Annotated in this window: 12 protein-coding genes and 1 tRNA gene; 7 read left to right on the top strand and 6 right to left on the bottom strand. The window is 56.2% G+C overall.

Annotated features, from left to right (window positions below):
• Window positions 1-62: 62 nt before the first annotated feature.
• Both QPL98_RS00065 and QPL98_RS00060 read right to left on the bottom strand, forming a co-directional pair.
• Window positions 63-2,732: a penicillin acylase family protein gene (locus QPL98_RS00065; protein ID WP_303292415.1), complete on the bottom strand. Its 2,670-nt coding sequence runs from the start codon at window positions 2,730-2,732 to the stop codon at window positions 63-65.
• 139 nt (window positions 2,733-2,871) lie between these two features.
• On the bottom strand, window positions 2,872-3,933 hold the full coding sequence (locus tag QPL98_RS00060) for a CaiB/BaiF CoA-transferase family protein (protein WP_303292414.1): 1,062 nt from the start codon (window positions 3,931-3,933) through the stop codon (window positions 2,872-2,874).
• A gap of 186 nt (window positions 3,934-4,119) precedes the next feature.
• Between QPL98_RS00060 and QPL98_RS00055 the strand changes: the two genes are divergently transcribed.
• The gene (locus QPL98_RS00055) at window positions 4,120-5,136 is read left to right on the top strand and encodes an AraC family transcriptional regulator (protein ID WP_303292413.1); all 1,017 of its coding nucleotides are present in this window, start codon (window positions 4,120-4,122) and stop codon (window positions 5,134-5,136) included.
• 10 nt (window positions 5,137-5,146) lie between these two features.
• Here QPL98_RS00055 and QPL98_RS00050 read toward each other — a convergent pair whose 3' ends face one another.
• Both QPL98_RS00050 and rmuC read right to left on the bottom strand, forming a co-directional pair.
• Window positions 5,147-6,022: a hypothetical protein gene (locus QPL98_RS00050; RefSeq protein ID WP_114433403.1), complete on the bottom strand. Its 876-nt coding sequence runs from the start codon at window positions 6,020-6,022 to the stop codon at window positions 5,147-5,149.
• 4 nt (window positions 6,023-6,026) lie between these two features.
• Complete coding sequence (rmuC, locus tag QPL98_RS00045; RefSeq protein WP_303292412.1) at window positions 6,027-7,673, bottom strand: DNA recombination protein RmuC; 1,647 nt, start codon at window positions 7,671-7,673, stop codon at window positions 6,027-6,029.
• Between the two features lie 252 nt (window positions 7,674-7,925).
• On the opposite strand from rmuC, the gene QPL98_RS00040 reads away from it, so the two are divergent.
• The 4 genes from QPL98_RS00040 (at window position 7,926) to QPL98_RS00025 (ending at window position 11,711) form a co-directional block, all read left to right on the top strand.
• A complete protein-coding gene (locus tag QPL98_RS00040) occupies window positions 7,926-8,309 on the top strand; it encodes a hypothetical protein (RefSeq protein WP_303292411.1) in 384 nt (127 codons plus the stop codon).
• A gap of 132 nt (window positions 8,310-8,441) precedes the next feature.
• Window positions 8,442-9,248, top strand: coding sequence for a RimK/LysX family protein (locus QPL98_RS00035; protein ID WP_303292410.1), 807 nt, complete (start codon window positions 8,442-8,444; stop codon window positions 9,246-9,248).
• Window positions 9,245-10,762: an inactive transglutaminase family protein gene (locus QPL98_RS00030; RefSeq protein ID WP_303292409.1), complete on the top strand. Its 1,518-nt coding sequence runs from the start codon at window positions 9,245-9,247 to the stop codon at window positions 10,760-10,762. The genes QPL98_RS00035 and QPL98_RS00030 overlap by 4 nt, the downstream gene beginning before the upstream one ends.
• 1 nt (window position 10,763) lies before the next feature.
• On the top strand, window positions 10,764-11,711 hold the full coding sequence (locus tag QPL98_RS00025; RefSeq protein ID WP_031210452.1) for an alpha-L-glutamate ligase-like protein: 948 nt from the start codon (window positions 10,764-10,766) through the stop codon (window positions 11,709-11,711).
• A gap of 69 nt (window positions 11,712-11,780) precedes the next feature.
• On the opposite strand, the gene QPL98_RS00020 is transcribed toward QPL98_RS00025, so the two are convergent.
• Complete coding sequence (locus QPL98_RS00020; RefSeq protein WP_023009832.1) at window positions 11,781-13,376, bottom strand: BCCT family transporter; 1,596 nt, start codon at window positions 13,374-13,376, stop codon at window positions 11,781-11,783.
• 272 nt (window positions 13,377-13,648) lie between these two features.
• Here QPL98_RS00020 and QPL98_RS00015 point away from each other — a divergent pair, with 272 nt between their 5' ends.
• Window positions 13,649-15,292: an FMN-binding glutamate synthase family protein gene (locus QPL98_RS00015; protein ID WP_153740485.1), complete on the top strand. Its 1,644-nt coding sequence runs from the start codon at window positions 13,649-13,651 to the stop codon at window positions 15,290-15,292.
• Window positions 15,293-15,402: 110 nt separating this feature from the next.
• Window positions 15,403-15,479, top strand: a tRNA-Pro gene (locus QPL98_RS00010).
• A 122-nt stretch (window positions 15,480-15,601) separates the two neighbouring features.
• Here QPL98_RS00010 and QPL98_RS00005 read toward each other — a convergent pair.
• The gene (locus QPL98_RS00005; protein WP_303292408.1) at window positions 15,602-16,009 is read right to left on the bottom strand and encodes a hypothetical protein; all 408 of its coding nucleotides are present in this window, start codon (window positions 16,007-16,009) and stop codon (window positions 15,602-15,604) included.
• Window positions 16,010-16,139 lie beyond the last annotated feature (130 nt).

The raw sequence follows: 16,139 nt of genomic DNA, 5'->3' as shown, positions 1-16,139 counted from the left end.
AGGGCAAGAACAAAAAAAACCGCACCCTGTTCGGAGTGCGGTTTCTTATCTAACGCTTCGGATCAGTCTGTCGAGATAACCGTTTCTCCTTGAGGGAGCATGTTCGCCTGAATATCTTCCTCTGTGAAGAAGAGCCGCCGATAGTCCTTATTGGAGTATTGCTGACTCTGATCACTGAAGTAGGGAGACATTGCATCCGTCGACTGAGAATAACTCACCAAGCCATAAGCCTCAGGCCCGTTGTCGGTGAACTCAAGCCCAAAGTGCCAACTGGTCCCCCGCGCCATTAACCACCCCTCTACTCCATCACTACCGTCAGACAAGCCTCCCGTGTTCGGGATGGTTGTGGGCGCAATACGAGGGAAACGGGTGTCTTCCAGGAAAGGATCCGTCACCACACCAATGGCGTTAAATGCGCCATCAACGCTGCCATCTCCCCCATGCCAGGGAAGTGGCTGAGTCTGAAAAACGGGCGCTCCGCCTGAACCCGGAACAACGCCGCCAGACGCACGGTAGTACTGCAAATCACCCAGAGCTGCCGTGGGCGAAATTGACCGGGATTGCAGGGCTGCGACACCATCGGCAAGCGCCAGAAGCATGACATCATTCGCAGTGCCCGAATTCGCTTCAGAGGGGTCAGCCGGTGTATACACTGGATTGGCAGGGCTGAACGGCGTGGTCAGATCATTGCCCATATCATCAAGATAGTTAGCCATAAATACTCGGAAAATATGAGCACCAACGCTGTCCTTGTTGTAAAGCCGGTTCCAACTAGCCAACACCTGACACCAAGGCGACAAATCAATACCGTTCACGGTCGTAGCGCCTATCGCATCGCAACGCTCCAGTAGCTCGGGCAAGAATTGCTCTGCGTACCAAGAGCGGTTATTCCAGATAACCCCAAGCAACTCCTCTGCGCTGAACTTTCCATCCTGCCCCGCAGGAAGAGGCGCGTCGGGCACACCCGGTTCCATCGGGTTCTGCAGCATTTTTATACCCAGCCGGGTACGCGCGTTGATCGGTGCTTTCTCAGCGCCAAACAGCGGGGAAAAGCCTGTCAGGAAAGCGTCCGGGTTGGTGGACCAGTAGCTGCTATTAGAGTTTTGCACCCAGTCCGAACGTACGAGCCTGGGCTTTTCATTGAATGGCACAAGGGGACCGCAGGCCGTTTCTACCCAATCCTCTTGCGACAGCCGGCCATCAAGCAAGGTCACGCCCTGATCAAACAGGCCCTCGTAGGCATCACTATTTGCCCTTCTGAGATTAATCAGCGCAATGGCTTTCTCGGAAAGGTTGGGCACCGAACTGCTATCGATATAGAAGGCATTGCCCTGATCGTCAGCGTAGGTCGTGTTGGTCCAGAGTGTGGAGCCACAGCTCTTAAAAACGCCCTGGAACTCCTCAAGGTTTTTCGCTCTTGACATACCCAGCCATGTGTCCAGCAAACCGCCAGTATTAGCGTTGGCATCGCGATAGGTGTGAGCAACCAGAGAAGTCGCATTCAGTGCGCCATTCGTGCCCCAGGCCGGCAACTGATTACTTACCGCATTAGCCGCGATCATGGGACCATACTCGGAAAAGTAGAATGTTCTCTCAAGCACAACCGGCTGAGCCATGCCCATGTTCACCTCTATCTGGAACGTCTCGGTAGTGATCGGCTTTTCCACGCCGTCTTTCACGTAGGTTAGATTGTCGCCGTCCTTCAGCACCAGTTCATACCATGTGAAGCGTCGGCTAGTCGTTACGGTGTGGGACCATGCGAGGTTTTCGTTAAAACTGATCAGAGGTATGGCCGTCCCAAGGAGGCCCGCGCCATGAACATTCAGATAACCCGGAACGGTCATCTGCACCTCATACAGGCGCCGATGCCCCGTGTAGGGAAAATGAGGGTTAGCCAGCAAGGCGCCCCGCCCTTGTTCCGTCAAAGCACTGCCTATGCCCCAGGCATTACTGGCAAGCCCCATATCGGAAAAGTTCGCCTTACCCCCTGCACCTGCTTTGGCAGCATCAACAACCTGCCGGATAAGCTTGCTTACCTCCTCGGTATTTGTCACAGAGCCCACAGGACTCGGTGCAGGGCTCTCGCCCGGAGGCACCGCAAGGAAAACCGCCCCGGTTGCAAACAACGCCCCACTGGCATATTGGCCTACAATGCGATAGTGCGCCAACAGATCAACCGGCGTAATCGGCATGACCCATTCCTGATTCGCGCACTCAATGGGCAACTGCGACGAATCGGTTTCACTGATGTACCGGTTGTACCCTTCCGTAAACCCCTCAATAAGTGCCTTGCTTTCGGGGCTTAGGGCAGGAAATTCAATTTCAGCGCCAGCATAGATTTGCTGCGCCTTGTAGCTGAAGTCATTAACAATGTTGATACCGACCCCAAATCCTGCGTCCGGACCGGGACCAAAATATTTTGAACGCTCGCTGCGGGCCTTGATAATCGCTTCAGCGAGCATACACACATTGTCTTGGGCCTGAGCATAACCATGACCGAAAGCTGCGGATTTCAGATTGTCAGCTACGATGTGAGGTATGCCGCCTGTCGTCCTTCGGATCGAAGCCTCCAATCGACCATCTTTTGGGAAGAGATCCGGGTCCGCCTCCTGAGATGAGCGGGAAGAGGAGCTCCCGTCACCACTAAAACAACCCACCAACAGAGCACTGCCAAGCGCAATCACCAGAATTCCCCCGGCGCGCCGGTATATCCAGTTATTCGCGAGTTTCATAGTGTTTTTCCTTATATTTGTTCACTACAAGCCACTGACTGTGAGTGGCTACGTTTTATAAGCTAGCAGACCCCTCCTGCTACGCCAGAAATTCTTGAACAGCTGCTCACTTTTTATATCGGCAACACGCGCGCCATACTCAGACGAAAGACTTCACAGGTACTCCGATCTGCCCCTGCATCTGGCCATCCCCCCGGTCTCTCTCAACAACCATCCCCCTCGCCCTCAACTGCGGATGCTCCGCCGCCTCCTCAATCGTCAACACCGGCTCCACACAGGCATCCACCTCGGCAAACACCTCCCGCCACTCAGCCAGTGAACGCTCCTCGATCTTTTGTTTGATAGCGGCTTTCAGCTCCTGCTGATGTTCAGGCTTCTGGCTCAGGGCATAGCTTTTCAGTTCGCCCAACCCAAGGGTGTCGCACAGGCGCGAAGAGAACTGCGGTTCCAGGCTCCCGACAGACAACCAGCGGCCATCTCTGGTCTGGTAATAGTCGTAGAAGGTGCCACCATTGAGCATGCTGCTTTCGGGCTTCTGAGGCTGTCCGCCTGCCAGGGCAGCAGCACCCGCCATGGCATTCATGGCGAAGGCGGCATCGGTCATGCTGATGTCGATAAAGGCGCCCTCTCCGGTTTCCTGGCGTTTGATGACCGCAGCGAGGATGCCCATCACAGCGTGATGGGAGCCGCCGGCCACGTCGGCAATCTGAATGCCCATGGGTGGTGGACCGCTGTCGGCACGACCGCAGTGGCTGGCAACACCGGAAATAGCAAGATAGTTGATATCATGGCCTGCCCTGTCCTTATAGGGACCGGTTTGGCCGTAGCCAGTAATGGCACAGTAAATCAGCTTGGGATTGATGGCTTTGAGTACCTCATAGCCTATCCCGAGGCGGTCCATGACGCCCGGGCGAAACTGCTCCACCACGATGTCGTAGTCCTGAACCAGCTGCTTGACCCTTTCAACACTCTCGGGCTGCTTCAGGTTCAGTTGCAAGGTTCGCTTGCCGCGACCGAGGTAGGAAAAAGTCGTGCTGAATTTACCATCAAAAGGTGGCATTACCTTGGCCAGATCCACGCGATCAGGAGCTTCAACTCTGAGCACTTCCGCGCCCATATCGGCGAGCATCATGGTGGCGTAGGGTCCGGGCAGCAAGGTACTGAAATCCAGAATTTTCAGGTTGGCGAGCGGGGCTGCCATAAAGCATCTCCTTGTTTTTGATCGGCGGCAATGACTCTGGCTCATGCTGACGGGTTTTGCAGGCCGGGCCAACTACCGGTTCCTTCATTCCTATTGACCGTTTCTTCCATCTGCCTGCAAATCAGAGGCTTGCATTGTCGTGCCGGGTACTTATGATGAAGTTCGTTCTCTCTTCTGGCTGCCTCTATGTCAACACTCACGGTCTCCCGACATTTTGTTGAAGCTTCCCTGTCCGGCGCTGAACGCCTGGGCCTGGACGGCCGCACACTGCTTCAGGAGGCCGGGATCTCGCCAGATCTGCTGCGTATTGAAATGGCACGGGTAAGCAGTGACCAATTCAGCAAGCTGATGCAGGTGATCTGGCAGCGCACCGGCGATGAGTTTATGGGCATGGGGCCGCGCCGGGCCCGCTCCGGCACGTTCGCCACCATGTGTGCTCTGGTGGTCGGTTGCCAGACGCTGGAAGAGGTGTATCAACAGGCCTACCGGTTCTCGCGGCTGTTCGAGCCTATGGTGTCCATGGAGCTTGAAGTCCTGGATGACCGCGCGCGCCTGGTCACGAGGATTGAAGGAAGCATCCACGACCCTGACTACTTCCTGCGAGAGAGCATTCTGGTGATCTGGCACCGGCTGGGCAGCTGGCTCATCGGCCAGCCAGTGGAACTGGAGAAAGCCGAGTTCGATTACCCAAGGCCAGACCATGGCGACGAATACCGGCACATTTTTCATTGCCCGCTGGCGTTCGAATCCGACTGTACGGCGTTAACCTTCAGCAAACGCTTTCTCTCTGCCCCGGTGATCCGGGACAAGCCGGAAATGCGACAATTTCTGAAAACGTCCCCGGCAGATCTGCTGTCACGACCGGATGAGAGCAACACCTGGACCGGCCGCATTCGGGGCCTGATTGGCCGTGACTTCTCCAAACCCATGCCTGATTTCGACTGGATAGCGCAAGAGCTGCACACCAGCCCGCAAACCCTCAGGCGCCGACTGAAGCAGGAGAACACGTCGTTTCAGGAGATCAAGGATCTATTGCGGCGGGATATGGCCATCTACTATCTGGCCCATCCGGAGATACCCATCAACGATATTGCCGAACGGGTAGGCTTTACCGAACCATCCACCTTCCATCGGGCCTTCAAGAAGTGGACGGGGGTCACCCCGGGCGCCTGGCGGGAAGGCGAACGGGGCGATCTGGTCTGAACACCCGGCCTTACGAACTTCCCTGCTGCAGGTTCCGGATCAAGCGCCCCAGAGTTCGGGCAATGTCCCGGGCCTGATCGCGATTCTCCGCCAACTGGAAAAGCCGGGAGCCGTCCCGCGGATCATAAACCCAGCAGGCTCCGACCACCGGTTCACAATCCCAACGCAACTGAGGATTCACACCGAATACCGACAGAGACAGGGTTCTGCGAACGGTGGTGCCATCGGGATTGCGCTCGATGTCCTGAATACTGATATTGCCATCATCCAGAGCCACCTGGTACTGGCGATCTGCTGGCCTGTCCAGGCGCACCACCGTTTTGTCACGCCGCCAGCCAGCGGTCTCCAGCAGAGTATTCAGATGGATGACCAGAGCCTCCCTGTCCGAGCTGGCCAGATACAGCTGGCGCAGCGTCTTCACATCCTGTTCATTCGCCGGCTCAATCACGGCCACGGGCTCGTTGGCATTGGCCTGCCCTTCGGCCAGAGCGCGAACACTGGCACGGCTGGCCTTCTCTATGTCAGTAATCAGCTTCAGGCTTTGCTGGTAATGCGTGCCCTCTGCCCCGGCCCGGGTAATGTATTGCTCCAGTGCTGAACGTGCCTCATTCAGATGATTGGCCTGCAACATGGCCCGGCCGCGATAGTAGTAATACTCGGCGGGCTTCTCTCCCTCCATGGCCTGAAGGCGGTTCAGGTACTCCCCTGCCTCACTCCAGTTCTCTGCTGCAACGGCTTCTTCCGTCGCCAGCATCAAGCGGCGAATCTCGTGTTCCGGAGCCAATGCCTGGGCGAACCCCGCCTGCAGGGCAAGAACAGAAGACAACACCAGGCCCGCAAATACCCTGTGACCAGGCAAACGCCTTTTTTTCATGGATGACAACATACCGCTACTCCTGTTGGTCCTCTGCACGGGCTTCCCCGGCGTCCGTAGGCTCCCTGTCGATGGCAGGCGTATCTCCCGGCTCATCGGCGTCTTCAGAATCGACCTCGGCCTGATCCACAATCGACTTGGGCAACTCTTTTTTAACCCTGACCCCCAGCTCCACAAACCGATTGGCCTGGGAAATCAGATTACCACGGCCCCGGGTCAGGGTATTCATGGCATTATCGTAGGTGCCCTGGGCCGTGTGTAACTGGCTTCCCAGCTTTTCCATGGCCTCTACAAACACCCGGAGCTTGTCATAGACCGCACCGGCGCGATCTGCAATGCGGCGGGCGTTCTGGCTCTGGCGTTCATAACGCCAGATATTCTCAATCGTTCTCAGTGTCGCCAGCAGGGTGGTGGGCGTCACCACAATAATCTTGCGTTCGAACGCTTCTGCGAACAGGTTCTCGTCCTGCTGGAATGCTGCCACAAATGCCGGCTCAATGGGCATGAACAGCAGCACGAAATCGGGAGAATGCAGCCCGTTAAGCTGACTGTAATCTTTCTCGCTCAATGTACGGATGTGATTGCGAACCGCCTCAACATGCTGCTTCAGCGCCGCAGCGCGCTCTTCCTCCTGATCTGCGGTCACCCACTGCTGATAGGCCACCAACGATACTTTGGAATCAATCACCAGATTTCGCTGGTCCGGCAAATGCACGATGACATCGGGCCTCAACAACTGGTTATCTTCGTCCCGGTAACTCCCCTGGGTTTCGTACTCGACCCCTTTGCGCAGGCCCGACCGTTCCAGCACCCGCTCCAGGATCAACTCACCCCAGTTGCCCTGAATTTTCTTGTCGCCTTTGAGCGCGCGGGTCAGATTGGCGGCTTCTTCGGTAATTTGCCGGTTCAGCTCCTGCAACGATTTTATTTCGCTGCGAAGTGCCTGGCGATCCCGGGTTTCCGTGGTGTAGACATCCTCTACGCGTTTACGGAAGTCCTGCAACTGGTCACGGAAGGGGTTGAGCAAGGAGTCCAGGCTGGTTTTAGATTGCTGACTGAAGCGCTCACTTTTCTGGTCGAAAATCCGGTTCGCCAGGTTTTCGAATTCCTGTTTCAGCGCATCTCGATTCTTTTCCAGCAACTCGAGTTTTTCCGAGGCATTGCGGCGCTCTTTATCCAGTGTCACCTGCTGCTCGCGTAACTCGACCTTCAACTGGCCTAACTGTTCGGAGAGTGTTTCAGCCCGCTGCTGGTATTGACCGCTTTCATTTACCAGTTGCGCAACCCGGTCCTGTTTTGCCGCCAGCTCCGATTCCAGAGCCGCCAATCGGTTTTCCAGGTTGGCAGACTGCTGTCGCCAGTGCTCGATGCCCTGCTCCAGCTGCCCAGAGCGGGCTTTCTGCTCCTCCAGTGCGGTCTGCAGATGTTCAACTTCCTGTTCATGCAACGCCTGCACCTGCTCGCTATCTCTCAGTTGCCTGTCTCGGGTGTCCAGTTCCTCGCGCAAGGCAGACTCGGTGAATCTATCCAGGCTTCGACGCCACAGCAGCCAGACAACCCCCACCAGTAACAAGGCGGCGCCAGCCACCAGCGCAAGGAACCAACCTGCCAGCCATTCCGGACGTTCAGCCATGGTGAGGGTAAGCGCATCTAGCACCAGCAAGTTCTCCTTGAGTCTTGATTGGTAGAATCAGGGCATGGCCCCGGGATCAAAGCCTGACAGTCTACCGCAATGCTCACCCTTTTTTCTCGTTGGCGGAACGGGGCCACCAGGCCGGCATCGACTGTTTGGCATTTATCAACATTGCGCCAATCCGCCTATGGACGCCGAGCGTAAATTCCTCTACAACGGTTAAAAAGCACCCAATCGGAGTGCTAAAGCCGTAATATGGAAAGCTGACTGGCAGGCCGGAGCATGTTCAAGGAATTGTGGAGAAAATTCGGGTCCGACTTCCTGCAGGCTACCTGTGTGGAAGACGAGCAGGCATTGTCTTCGGAAGATCAACGCTCGGCGGGCAAGCATGTGCGGGTTTTGCCTCACATCACCCATACCGGCGAGTTTCACCTTGAACGACTGACCCAGTTGCTGAAAAGCCGTTATGGAAAGAGCTTCACGGTGCCGACCGACACCACCTCCAGCGATCGCGCGCTCAAAGATGTCATTTCCTTTGCCGCCCGCATTCAGGACCAGGATATCCAGCGGGAGCTGCTGCTGTTCTACCTGAATTGTTCCCCGGTCATACAGGAGTACCTGAGATCCGAGACGCCACTGGGCCAGGGACCTTTTCTGGGCCAGTAAATATGCGCCTTAACCATCTGTAAAGTCACCACACAGGTCCGTTGTAGTATACTCTCCCGCCTGATTGACAACACATCCAATGGCTGTGGCATCCATTGCCAATAATTCTCACGGCCGGTTCAGGGGATATTCATGGGGTCCAGGTTTTCGCAAACCCGCTCATTGTTCGCAGTTGCCTTAACAGGGCTGGCAGTCGCACTTTCCGGTTGCGCTTCCGATCGCTATTTCATGGTGCCGAAAGAAAATATTGAAGAGGTTCGTGCCTCGGTCCAAAGCCAGCGTGCGACCCTTGTTACCATGGAGCAAAATGCCGGGGTAAGGCATGAAAAGCTGCTGCAGCAGAACCAGGATTCTACCCAGACCATTCTTCAGGCCATCGCCACACAGGTTGAAAAACCATCTTGCCCACCACCGAAAGCAGCACCTACGTGCCCCGCTCCTCGCGAAGACACAGGGCGGGCAGATCGCCTGAAAGGCAAAGTGGTTGTGGGCGAAGTAGAAAAGTTTTTCCTGGCTGGCCCCGGCCATGTCTATACCGCCCGTATCGACAGTGGCGCTGAAACCTCCTCCATACACGCCCGCAACGTTCAACGTTTCGAGCGCGACGGCAGCAACTGGGTGCGCTTTGAAGTTCCGGTTCCTGGCACCAAGGAGGCCGAATGGGTTGCCATGGAGAAAGAAATCTCCCGGCGCGTGAAAATTATCCAGTCCAGTGCCGATGAGTCTGAACGACGTGTAGTGGTGGAGCTTCAGTTTGCCATTGGCGACCACCAGCAAGTGGCCGAGTTCACTCTGGCAGACCGTACAAACCTGACGTACGAAGTCCTGATTGGCCGAAACGTTTTACGCGACGTCATGCTGATTGATGTCGGCAAGGAATTCGCAACAGAGCTCCCCGAATCCTACCTTGAACAAGCGGCAAACGGAGACGAAGAATGACGGTGCGCTCCCGGGTTCCGTTTTACGTGTTTGTTTTCCTGCTGATTGCAGCAGGGATTGCCATTGCCACCTGGCGTCATTTGGAACTGGGCATTCCCTGGATGACCGGAGAACAGCGCCCGGTATGGATGATTGAGGCGCGGGTCGATTTCCAGGGCCAGAACAGCCCGGCTGAAGTGAGTCTGCACATACCGGAGCAGCCGCCCGGCTTTCGCATTCTGACGGAGCAGGCCGCGTCACCCGGCTACGGCTTCTCAATTCTGGACAGCAACAGCGGGCGCAGGGCACAGTGGACAAAACGAGATGTCGCCGGCCCCCAGACTCTCTATTTCAAGGCACAGTTTGTACCGGATGAAGACGCGATTCATGCTCCGCCAGCGCGTAAACCCCGAGCATTGACGGTTTTCTGGGAGGAGCCCCAGGCCACCGCCGTAAGAGAGCTCCTGACCCAGGCTTCCGAGCGATCCAGTTCCCCGGAGAGCATGACCCGCGAGCTGATCCGCCTGATGCAGCCAGACAACCGCACCCAGAATACAACACTACTGGTATCTGACGACAACTATCTGCAACTGTTGGTAAAGATGCTGAACCACGCTGGCATCGCTGCGCGCACCGCAGATGCCCTGAAGCTTGAGGATGCCCGCCGTCGCCAGCAGCTGGTGCCATTTCTGCAGATATACAACGGCAAGCGCTGGCTTACCTTCGACCCGCGCACCGCAGAACAAGGTGTACCGGAAAACCTGTTGCTCTGGCGACAGGGGGCTGATTCCCTCCTCGACGTGGTGGGTGGCGACGACTCCCAGGTAAGTTTTTCCATGCTGCGGCAGACTGTACCGGCGCTGCAACTGGCAACGCTTGAGTCCAATGCCAATGGGCTGAGTGTGCTCGGTTTCTACCAGCTACCCATTGAAGAACAGAGCATGTTCCGAATGCTGCTGTTGCTCCCCATCGGCGCCCTGATTGTTGCCTTCATGCGGATTGTCATTGGCATCCGGACATCGGGCACCTTCATGCCGGTCCTGATTGCCGTGGCCTTTGTACAGACCACCCTGGTGCCGGGACTGATCGCATTTTTGTCCGTCGTAGCCATTGGCCTGCTGTTGCGCGGCTATCTTTCCAGCCTGAACCTGCTGCTGGTATCACGCATATCGGCGCTGATCATTCTGGTGATCTTCATCACCGCGGGGCTCAGCATCATTGGCTACCAGATGGGCTTTAACACCGGCATGACCGTCACCTTCTTCCCCATGGTGATCATCGCCTGGACCATCGAGCGTATGTCCATTCTCTGGGAAGAGGAAGGTGCCCGCGAAGTGCTGGTGCAGGGTTCAGGCAGTCTGTTTGTGGCCATCTGCGCCTACCTGGCCATGAGCACTCCGCTGGCTGGCCACCTCACCTTCAACTTCCCGGAGTTACATCTGGTTATTCTCGGGCTGATCCTGCTGATGGGTCAGTACACCGGCTACAAGCTCAGCGAGCTCAAGCGGTTTACCCCGATGAAGGCCTACGACTGATATGGACTGGATCTCTCCACGCAGGCTGAAAAATCTCGGGATGCTGAACATGAACCGGCGCAATGTAGATTACATTGCCCGGTACAATGATCGCACCTCCTACCCGCTGGTGGACAACAAGCTGAAAACCAAGCTTGCGGTCAGCGAATACGGCGTAAAAACCCCCAAGCTGCTGCAGGTGGTTCGCCAGCAACACGAAATCTCCCATTTTCGGGAAATGGCAGAGGATCTGGCCGGTTTCGCCATCAAGCCAGCAAAAGGCTCTGGCGGCAAGGGCATTACCGTGATTACCGGGCGAGACGGCGACGACTTTATCAAGGCCTCCAGCGCCCGCATTTCCGTCGCCATGCTGGAGCGTCACCTTACCAATATTCTGGCTGGCCTGTATTCCCTGGCCGGTACCCCGGATGTTGCCATTGTTGAAAACCTGGTTCAGTCCTCCCCGGCACTCGCCAAGTACTCCTTCCAGGGCGTTCCCGACATCCGGATCGTGGTGTTTCAGGGATATCCCGTCATGGCTATGCTCCGTCTGGCAACCACCGCGTCCGACGGTAAAGCCAACCTGCACCAGGGGGCTGTTGGCGTCGGGCTGGATATCGGCTCTGGCCAGAGTCTGAACGCAGTTCAGTTCAATCGGCCGATTACCCTGCACCCGGACACCGGGCTGGCTCTGGAGAATATCCGGATTGAAGACTGGGAAAACATGCTGGAAATGGCAGCCCGATGCTATGAGGCCACCGGCCTGGGATATATGGGGGTAGACCTGGTGGTGGACGCCAACGAAGGTCCTCTTCTGCTCGAACTGAACGCCCGGCCCGGACTGGCCATTCAGATGGCCAACGGCTGCGGCCTGCTGCCCAGACTCAACGCGATCGAGAGCCTCAAGCGCCCGCACTTCAGCCCCAGAGAGCGAGCGCTGTTTGCCATGGAAAGCTTTTCCCGGCGCTGACGATCAGTATTTGGGCATAAAAAAACCGGAGCTGGTGTGGCTCCGGTTTTTTTTATTCAGACCCGCTGATCAGGAGGTCAGCTCCCCCCTTTGCAGAAGCAACTTCCTCTCATGGGTCAGGCCTTTCAACAAGCCCCAGGTCATCAGCAGAAGTATTACAGTAAAGGGCAACCCGGCACTGATGGCAACCGCCTGGATCGCACCCAGAGCGTCTTCGCCACCGCCGAAGATCAACGCCGCCGCAATGGCACCTTCCATGACCACCCAGAATACACGCTGAGCCGTCGGGGCATCGGTTTTGCCGCCAGCGGTGATGCTGTCGATCACCAGCGAGCCGGAATCCGACGAGGTTACGAAGAACACCAGCACCAGGATAATACCGACGAACGAGACAATGCCGGTCCAGGGCAGCTGCTCAAACATCTGGAAGGTCGCCAGAGAAACCTCGGTCAGCCCTTTGTCTGCGAGCACACCAACGCCTTGCTGGATCTGTTCCAGTGCCGTGCCACCGAAACCACTCATCCATACGGTGGTGATCAAGGTCGGGATAATCAGAACCGCAGTGACAAACTCACGTACTGTCCGGCCTTTTGAAACCCGCGCGATAAACATACCTACGAACGGTGACCAGGAAATCCACCAGGCCCAGTAGAATACAGTCCAGCCCTGGAACCACGCCTCGTCTTCACGACCAAACGGATTACTCAGCGGCACAATGTTGGCCACGTAGGTGGAAGAGGTTACCCAGATGGTCTCCAGAATGGTCATGGTCGGACCGGCGAAGATCACGAAGAACAACACGATGCCCGCAGTCGCCATGTTGATGTTACTGAGCACCTTCACGCCGCCGTCCAGGCCACGCAGCACGGAAATGAGCGCCAAGGCCGTAACGCCAACAATGATAGCCATCTGCACATTGGTGCCAGAACCTACCTGAAACAGGTAATCCAGGCCGGAGGCAGCCTGCTGGGCACCAAAGCCAAGTGACGTGGCCAGACCAAAGATGGTGGCCACAACCGCGAGGACATCAATGATGTGCCCCGGCCAGCCCCACACCTTGTCTTTCAGCAGTGGGAAAAACGCGGAACGGATGGTCAGTGGCATGTTCTTGTTGAACGCAAAGAACGCCAGAGACAGGGCCACGATGGCGTAGATTGCCCAGGGGTGCAGCCCCCAGTGATAAAGGGTCGCCCCCATCGCCAGATCCCGCGCTTCGGGAGAGTTGGCAGCCACATTGAAGGGAGTTTCATACCAGCCTGTATAGTAGGCCACCGGCTCGGCCACGGCCCAGAACATCAGGCCGATCCCCATCCCGGCTGCGAACAGCATGGCAAACCAGGACATGGTTGAGAATTCGGGCGTTGCATCCTGTCCGCCCAGCCGGATCTTGCCCACCGGCATGAAGATCAGCGCAAGGCTGACAACCACGAAAATGTTGGCGCTGAGCAGGAAGAACCAGTCAAAACTGGCAATAATGTCCCACTTGGCCCCATCAAGAGTCTCCTTCGCCGCTGCCGGAAACATCAGGGTTCCGATAACGAACAGAACCACAATGATGGCCGCTACCGGGAAAACCCAGTTATGAAGATCCAGGCCGAACGGATTGATATTATCCTGGCCTGCGACGTAATCCGTCTGATATTCGTCTTTCACTACCTCGCCCACGTTGGCGCCTCCTGGTCTGGTGTGATCACTGAATATGCTGAGTGAATGGATAACGCAATGAACAATCATTCATACGTTACAAGCCGGTCATTTTATTACTTTGAACTCAAAACATCAAAAGCAAGAAAAATGCCTTTTTTATCTACATCAGCATAGCCCAGATTTTGCAGAGGCAAAGATTGTTCCCTGAAACAGGTCTACTACCCGGACAGGTGACGTAGTTATACTGCAAGGTTTCTCCGGCACCCGCCCGACAGCAATCAGAGGTATTCATGGAAAAAACCACCACCTTCCCTTTGCGCTATTCTGCTTATGTCCTCAGCATCGCCGGGCTGCTGGTGTCGTTACCGGTAACGCTTTGGCTTGGAGCAGGCTATCTGTTTCCGGTGATTTTTGGTGCGCTCACAGCCCTCGGCACCTGGGATTTACTGCAGCGAAAGCATACTGTTAGCCGAAACTATCCCATTATGGCCAACTTCCGGTATCTGTTTGAGTCCATCGGCCCGGAGATCAGGCAGTACTTTATCCAGTCCGATACGGAGGAGCGGCCATTCTCGCGGGAACAGCGCACTATTATCTACCAGCGGGCGAAGAACGTGCTCGACAAGCGACCATTCGGCTCACAGTTAGGCATGTACGAGGAGGGCTTTGAATGGATGAACCACTCGCTCACCCCAACCCGACTCGACAGCAGTGACTTCCGGATTCTGATCGGCAAAAACTGCGAGAAACCTTACAGTGCCAGCGTTTTCAATATCTCCGCCATGAGCTTTGGCTCACTCTCCGCCAACGCCATTCTCAGCCTGAACACCGGTGCAAAGAAGGGCGGCTTCTACCACGATACGGGGGAAGGATCGATCTCCCGCTACCATCGGGAACCCGGTGGAGATCTGGTCTGGGAAATCGGTTCCGGCTATTTCGGTTGCCGGCATCCCGACGGCTCCTTCAATGCCGAGATGTTCGAAAGGAATGCCACCCTGGACCAGGTCAAAATGATAGAGGTCAAACTATCTCAAGGGGCAAAACCAGGCCACGGTGGCATTTTACCTGGTGCAAAAGTGACCCCCGAAATCGCTGAAGCCCGAGGCGTTCAGGTTGGCGAAGATTGTATTTCACCCGCCAGCCATTCCGCCTTTTCCACCCCCATTGAACTGCTGGAATTCCTCGAACAGCTGCGAAGCCTCTCCGGCGGCAAACCGGTCGGCTTCAAGCTCGCCATTGGCCACCCCTGGGAATGGTTCGCCATCGTTAAGGCCATGCTGAAGACAGGCAAAAAGCCCGATTTCATCGTGGTTGATGGCGGCGAAGGCGGCACCGGTGCGGCGCCACTGGAGTTCATCAATCGCCTTGGCATGCCGATGACTGAAGCCCTGCTTCTGGTTCATAACACACTGGTGGGTACCCACCTGCGCGAAGACATCGCCATTGGCGCCGCAGGCAAGATTACGTCCGCTTTCAATATTGCCCGTACCCTTGCTCTGGGAGCGGACTGGTGTAATTCCGCCAGGGGCTACATGTTTTCCCTGGGCTGCATCCAGGCATTGAATTGTCATACCGGCCGCTGTCCCAGCGGGGTCGCAACGCAAGATCCCCGTCGTGGCAATAAACTGGACGTCCCCTTGAAAAGCGAGCGGGTATTCAACTTCCATAAGAACACCCTGGATGCCCTCCAGAATCTGCTTGAGGCCTCGGGGCTCCGGCATCCCTCTGAGCTTGGCCCGGAGCACATCTTCCGTCGCGTCTCCAAAACCGAAGTGCATAGCTATCTGGACCTGTTTCCGTTCCTCGAACCGGGAGCACTACTGGAGGGCAAAACCGGCCTTAGGGTGTTCGATAAGTACTGGGAAAGCGCCCAACCGGATACCTTCGAGCCGCCGGAATTCATCCTGGCACTGCGGGAGACCAAGTTACGTTGATTTCGAGAGAAATTCGCCAGCCCGGTGTTTATTTTTAGCCTGGGCTGGTGTAGACTTCGCTCCCGCTAAGCCACTGAGATAAACCTTGTTTCTCGGCGGCTTGCAGTTTACGGGGCGTAGCGCAGCTTGGTAGCGCACTTGCATGGGGTGCAAGGGGTCGTAGGTTCAAATCCTACCGTCCCGACCAGATTTATCAAACACTTAGCCCGGTCTCGAAAGAGTCGGGCTTTGTTGTTTCTGGAAAATAGGCTTTCTCGTCACCGTTTGGTCACCGTTTCTCAAACCCTTAAAAATCTCGTCACCACTTGGTCACCGTTTCGCGTGCTTTGCAAACATCCCTTTTGTTAGGAACGGCTCCACCAATCGACCGAAATCTTCTCCGCCCATTTTCTCAAAATCCCGCTCTAATTGCCTTCGGCGATTGCGCTCTTGCTTCAGTTGCTCCTGCAACACCTGATTGTGCAGAAATAACCACGCCGCCAGATCGCTCACACGCGACGATTCCTGCTCTGTACTGGCTAGGACACCCTTTAATTCAGAGCATTGCTCACGGAGCTCCTGCGGACTATCTCCGAGGCCAAGATCTGGCAGGGTTAATTCATCCATATATTTCAGCATCTTAGCCCAACACACCTGAGCATCGCCGACCAGGCGTAAAGCATCCTTTTTTGCGGATTCACCATCCGCCCTCCCCGACCGAATATCCCGCTGAAGCATGTGGCAGTCTGCGTAAACCGCTGAAGGTTGCCACCCATTCCACGTGAAGCCTGCCACCCGGACCGGAGCAAGGCTGCCACCCATCGGAGCGTAGCGACGCGGGGTTTCTCTTCTTACTCCGAAGTCTCAG

It is taken from the genome of Marinobacter sp. ST-43, from assembly GCF_030541085.1.
In the GTDB taxonomy this organism is placed as follows: Bacteria; Pseudomonadota; Gammaproteobacteria; order Pseudomonadales; family Oleiphilaceae; genus Marinobacter; species Marinobacter nauticus.
The sequence above is the reverse complement of the archived record's forward strand: the minus strand, read 5'-3'. Positions and strand labels throughout refer to the sequence as shown.

What these genes read in the sequence shown, in the direction of transcription:
- QPL98_RS00065 (WP_303292415.1), bottom strand. Translation starts at nt 2,732, where the DNA reads ATGAAACTCGCGAATAACTGGATATACCGGCGCGCCGGGGGAATTCTG.
- QPL98_RS00060 (WP_303292414.1), bottom strand. Translation starts at nt 3,933, where the DNA reads ATGGCAGCCCCGCTCGCCAACCTGAAAATTCTGGATTTCAGTACCTTG.
- QPL98_RS00055 (WP_303292413.1), top strand. Translation starts at nt 4,120, where the DNA reads ATGTCAACACTCACGGTCTCCCGACATTTTGTTGAAGCTTCCCTGTCC.
- QPL98_RS00050 (WP_114433403.1), bottom strand. Translation starts at nt 6,022, where the DNA reads ATGTTGTCATCCATGAAAAAAAGGCGTTTGCCTGGTCACAGGGTATTT.
- QPL98_RS00040 (WP_303292411.1), top strand. Translation starts at nt 7,926, where the DNA reads ATGTTCAAGGAATTGTGGAGAAAATTCGGGTCCGACTTCCTGCAGGCT.
- QPL98_RS00035 (WP_303292410.1), top strand. Translation starts at nt 8,442, where the DNA reads ATGGGGTCCAGGTTTTCGCAAACCCGCTCATTGTTCGCAGTTGCCTTA.
- QPL98_RS00030 (WP_303292409.1), top strand. Translation starts at nt 9,245, where the DNA reads ATGACGGTGCGCTCCCGGGTTCCGTTTTACGTGTTTGTTTTCCTGCTG.
- QPL98_RS00025 (WP_031210452.1), top strand. Translation starts at nt 10,764, where the DNA reads ATGGACTGGATCTCTCCACGCAGGCTGAAAAATCTCGGGATGCTGAAC.
- QPL98_RS00015 (WP_153740485.1), top strand. Translation starts at nt 13,649, where the DNA reads ATGGAAAAAACCACCACCTTCCCTTTGCGCTATTCTGCTTATGTCCTC.
- QPL98_RS00005 (WP_303292408.1), bottom strand. Translation starts at nt 16,009, where the DNA reads ATGCTTCAGCGGGATATTCGGTCGGGGAGGGCGGATGGTGAATCCGCA.